This is a genomic window from Nonomuraea sp. K271 (assembly GCF_009908215.1).
Lineage (GTDB): Bacteria > Actinomycetota > Actinomycetes > Streptosporangiales > Streptosporangiaceae > Nonomuraea > Nonomuraea longispora.
In genome coordinates, this window is record NZ_JAAAHR010000312.1 from 1 (window position 1) to 4,506 (window position 4,506).

Consider the following 4,506-nt stretch of genomic DNA (forward strand, 5'->3'; position numbering starts at 1 on the left):
GCACCACCCCGTTCCACCTGCTCACCGCCACCACGGAGTGGGCCCCACCCGTGAGCGGCCCGCGCCTGGCCGGGGTCTCGTCCCTCGGCATCGGCGGCACGAACGTCCACGTCGTCCTGCAGGAACCGCCCGCTCCCGCTCCGAGCACGGCGACGCGCGCGGCGGCCCTGCGTCGCGGGGACGACGGTCCCGCCGTGGCGCACGGGACGGACGGGCCCGCCCCGGTTCGCGGGGACGGACCGCCGCTGGTGCTGCCGCTGTCGGCGCGAACCCCCGCCCAGCTCGCCGCGGCGGCGGGCAGGCTGGCGCGGGCGCTGCGCGCCCCGGGCGCGCCTTCGCTGGCCGACGTCGCCTGCACCCTGGCCACGGGCCGCGCCGCCCTGGACGCCCGCGCCTATGTGTCGGCCACGACCCGCGCCGAGGCCGCCGCCGCCCTGGACGCGCTCGCCGCGCGCGGAGAAGCGGCGCGCGGAGAAGCGGCGGGCGGAGAAATAGCGGCCGGAGAAATGGCGGGCGGAGAAATGGCGGGCGGCCGTTCCGTTCCGGGTGACGCGTGGGTGCGGGGTGAGGACGTCGTCTGGCCGCGGACGGGCGGGCGGCGGGCCCACCTGCCCACGTACCCGTTCGCGGGCGAGCACCACGGCGCGCTCACCGTCGGAGCACCGCCGCCACCGCGACCGGAACAGCCGCAGGACACGAGGGCCGCGGTGACCGATCTGTTTCTCACCACCCTGGACCTGACCGGCACTGGGGACCTGGGCAGGACGTACTTCGCCGTCGGCGGCGACTCCCTGACCGCCGTTTTCCTGGTCGGCGAGCTGCGCGACCGCTTCGGCCTGGAGGCCCCCATCGAACTGTTCCTCGAGGAGCTGCCCCTGGAGGAGCTCATCTCGCGCGTGCTCAGCGAACCGGACGACGACCCGCTCGGCGACCTCCTGGACGAGTTCGGAGCATGAGACCCAGCCCGGACCCGGCCGGGATCGACGCGCTCGACCTGCTCGATCCCGAGCTGCACGCCACCCACGACCTCACCCCGGTATGGCGCTGGCTGCGCGCCCACGACCCGGTGCGCAGGCACGAGCGGTTCTGGAGCGTGACCCGCCACGCCGACGTGCTGCGCGTCGTACGCGACCCGGAGACGTTCAGCTCGCTGCGGGGCAACATGCTGCGTACCCTCCTGCGGGGGCACGACCCCGGCGCGGGGAAGATGCTGGTCGTCACGGACGGGCCCAAGCACGCCCGGCTGCGCCGCCTGCTGACGCCCGGCTTCGGCCCGCGTACGCTCGGCACCGTCACGCGCTCGATCGAGGAGGCCACCCGCGACCTGCTCGGCGCGCTCGTACGCCGCGGCGGCGGCGACTTCGTGGCGGAGGTGGCCGCGCAGGTGCCGCTGCGGGCCATCTGCGAGCTGCTCGGCGTCCCCGAGGCGGACCGGCAACGCGTGCTGGAGCTGACGGGCGAGGCCATGCTGGGCGAGACCCCGCCCGCGGAGCGGGCCGGCAGGACACCGCCGACGGCGATGATCGCCCAGAGCGAGATCCTGCTCTACTACACGCGCCTGGCCGCCCGGCGCAGGACGGCGCCGGGCGACGACGTGATCAGCCTGCTCGTCGGCAGCGACCTGACCGAGGAGGAGGTGCTGCTCAACTGCTACAACCTCATCATCGGCGGCGACGAGACGGCCCGGCTGGCGATGGCCGGCGGGCTGCTGGCACTGGCCACGTACGACAAGGAGTGGGCGCGTCTGCGTGAGGACCCCGCGCTCGTCGACCCGGCCGTCGAGGAGATCCTGCGCTGGACCACCCCGGCCGCCCACGTCGGGAGGGTCGCCACGCGGGACGCGCAGCTGGCCGGGCGGCGGGTCGCGGCCGGTGAGGCGGTGGCGCTGTGGACGGTGTCGGCCAACCGTGACGAGGCCGTCTTCGACGACCCCGACCGGTTCGACGTCGGCAGGACGCCGAACCGGCACCTGACGTTCGGGCACGGCCCGCACTTCTGCCTGGGCGCCCAGCTCGCCCGCGCCGAGCTCCGCGCGCTGCTGGCCGAGCTGCGGGCGAGCGTGTCGGCCATCACGGTGACGGGCCCGGTGACCTGGCTGCCGTCGAACTTCGTCAACGGCGTCGGCACGCTCCCCGTGGCACTGGCGTAGCCTGCGAGTATGGCTGTCCACCTGAACCACACCATCGTGGCGGCGAAGGACCGGGACGCGACGGCCGCGTTCCTCGCCGACGTCCTGGGGCTGGAGCCGCCGCCGGTCTACGGCCCGTTCCGCGTCGTCCGGCTCGGCAACGACGTCTCGCTCGACGTCGTCGAGGCCGGCGGGCCCGTGCATCAGCAGCACTACGCGTTCCTGGTCGGCGAGGAGGAGTTCGACCTGATCAAGGCACGCATCGAGGAGCGCGGCCTGACCTACTGGGCCGATCCCCACCACCGGCGGCCGGGCGAGATCAACACCAACGACGGTGGCCGGGGCCTCTACTGGGAGGATCCCAACGGCCACAACCTGGAGATCATCACGGTGCCGTACGGCGGCTAGGGCGCCAGCGCCTCCAGGGCCTCCTCCGCGCGGCGCATCGCCTCCCCGGGTCCGGCGGTGACGATCTCGCGGTCGAAGTTGAGGTCGTGGAAGACGTCCGTCACGCCGCAGGCCGCCAGGGCGGCCACGTCGGCCCTGATCTTGTCGTACGTGCCCGTCAGCGGGCGGTCCTCGTCGCCGGGCCGCACCTGGGTGACGCCCCTGCACACGAACCGGAACCCGGTCGCGTCGCGCCCTGACGCCGCCAGCTCCCTCTTGATCAGCTCCACCCTGCCCGCGATGCCTGACAGATCCTCCCTGCTGGAGCTCACCCACCCGTCGGCCAGCCGGGCGGCGCGGCGCAGCGCGACCTCGGCGGTGCCGCCGAGCAGGACGCGCGGCGGCGCCGGCGCCGGCTTGGGGTCGATGTGGGAGGGCGGCACCCGGTAGAAGGCGCCGTCGTGCTCGACCACGTCGTCGCGCCACGCCTTGCGCAGCACCTCGACGAACTCCTCACCCCTGCGGCCGCGTCCCTCCATGCCGGCGCCCGTGGCGGTGAACTCCTCGGGCAGCCAGCCCAGCCCGATCCCGGCGGTGAGCCGGCCGCCCGCGACCGTCTGCAACGTGGCGAGCTGCTTGGCCATCAGCACCGGCGGCACGTAGGCGTTGACCACGGCGACGCCGAGACCGATCCCGCTCGTCACCCCTGACAGGTGCGCCAGCGTGACCAGCGGGTCGTGCACGGCGCGGTAGGTAGGCCCCATCGGATGCCCCACCGGGTACAGCAGCCGCTGGTACGTCCACAGCTCGTGGTAGCCGAGCTCCTCCGCCCGCGTGGCGACGCGGCGCATGTTGGCCGGGGTGGCCCAGGGCCCTGACTGGGGTACTGCGAAACCCACTCTCATGCCGTCTAGTCTGTACTGGTGACTCTGGAGGCGGAGCTGGCGGGCGTCGCCGGGGCGTACGGCGGCACGGGCACGCCCGAGTTACACCCGACCCGCACCGATGTCGTGGTGGTACGCCGGGGCGAGGTCGTGGTGAAGGCTCACTCGGCGCGTGACGACGCCGGGGCGTTGCGGCCGAGGTTACGGGCCGCGGCCTCGGCCGCGGCGAGCGGCGTGATGCTGGCCCCGCTGGAGCCCGAGGTGCTGACGGTGGCCGGGCGCGCGGTGACGGTGTGGCCCGCGGGGCGGCCCGTCGCGCACGACGACGATCCGGTCCGCGCCCCGTGGGAGGAGGGGGCCAGGCTGCTGGCGAGGCTGCACGCCGTCCCCCTGACGCTGCTGCCGGTTCTGCCCGCGGCCGGTGGGCCCGCGAGGGCCGCCCGCGCGGTGGGGCGCATGTCCGGGGACGACCCGGTCGCGCGGCTCGTCAGGAGGGCGTTCATGGGCCTGCCCGCGACCGACCCGCGGCCGGGGCTGCTCACGCACGGCGACTGGCATCTGGGCCAGCTGGTCGACCGCGACGGGTGGCTGCTCATCGACGTCGACGATCTCGGCGTCGGCGATCCCGCGTGGGATCTGGCCAGGCCGGCCGCCTGGTACGCCGCGGGGCTGCTCGACCCGGACGTGTGGGCCAGGTTCCTGGGCGCCTACCAGGCCTCCGGCGGGCCGGCGCTGGGCCAGGGCGACGACCCGTGGCAGCGCCTCGACGTGCCCGCCAGGGCGCTCACCGTCCAGCTCGCCGCCGTCGCGGTGGTCAACGCCGAACGCGAGAACCGGGAACTGGACGAGGTGGAGTATTCGTTGGTCGAGGCGTGCAACAGAATCGTCCGGGCGTGACGGGGTTGCGCGAGGTAGGTTTCAGGCTGGAGACCTCAGAGCCAAGGAGAGCGACTTAGATGCAATGCCCTAAGTGCCGCGGAAGCATGCGGACCTATGAGCGCAACGGCGTCCACATCGAGCAGTGCGACAACTGCCGTGGGATTTTCCTCGACTACGGCGAGCTCGAGACGCTGACCCGGATGGAGACGCAGTTCCACTCCACTCCCC

6 protein-coding genes are annotated in these 4,506 nt (G+C 73.9%); 5 read left to right on the forward strand and 1 reads right to left on the reverse strand.

All coding sequences use genetic code 11. From position 1 onward, the window contains the following. The 3 genes from GUY59_RS46160 to GUY59_RS46170 all read left to right on the forward strand — a co-directional run. A partial coding sequence (locus GUY59_RS46160; RefSeq protein ID WP_236668148.1) for an acyl carrier protein occupies positions 1-956 on the forward strand: 956 nt, incomplete at its 5' end. After that, positions 953-2,149 (forward strand): cytochrome P450, encoded by a 1,197-nt coding sequence (locus GUY59_RS46165; RefSeq protein ID WP_138207253.1) that lies wholly within the window; start codon positions 953-955, stop codon positions 2,147-2,149. The genes GUY59_RS46160 and GUY59_RS46165, both read left to right, overlap by 4 nt. Positions 2,150-2,158: 9 nt before the next feature. Continuing rightward, positions 2,159-2,536: a VOC family protein gene (locus GUY59_RS46170; RefSeq protein ID WP_138207251.1), complete on the forward strand. Its 378-nt coding sequence runs from the start codon at positions 2,159-2,161 to the stop codon at positions 2,534-2,536. Here the strand turns inward: GUY59_RS46170 and GUY59_RS46175 are convergent. Continuing rightward, positions 2,533-3,420: a TIGR03619 family F420-dependent LLM class oxidoreductase gene (locus GUY59_RS46175; protein ID WP_138207249.1), complete on the reverse strand. Its 888-nt coding sequence runs from the start codon at positions 3,418-3,420 to the stop codon at positions 2,533-2,535. The two genes, GUY59_RS46170 and GUY59_RS46175, sit on opposite strands and share 4 nt — an antisense overlap. Before the next feature lie 18 nt (positions 3,421-3,438). Between GUY59_RS46175 and GUY59_RS46180 the strand changes: the two genes are divergently transcribed. Beyond that, positions 3,439-4,296 (forward strand): phosphotransferase, encoded by an 858-nt coding sequence (locus GUY59_RS46180; RefSeq protein ID WP_138207247.1) that lies wholly within the window; start codon positions 3,439-3,441, stop codon positions 4,294-4,296. Positions 4,297-4,355: 59 nt separating this feature from the next. Further along, the coding region (locus GUY59_RS46185) for a TFIIB-type zinc ribbon-containing protein (RefSeq protein WP_161715102.1) at positions 4,356-4,506 on the forward strand (151 nt) is incomplete at its 3' end.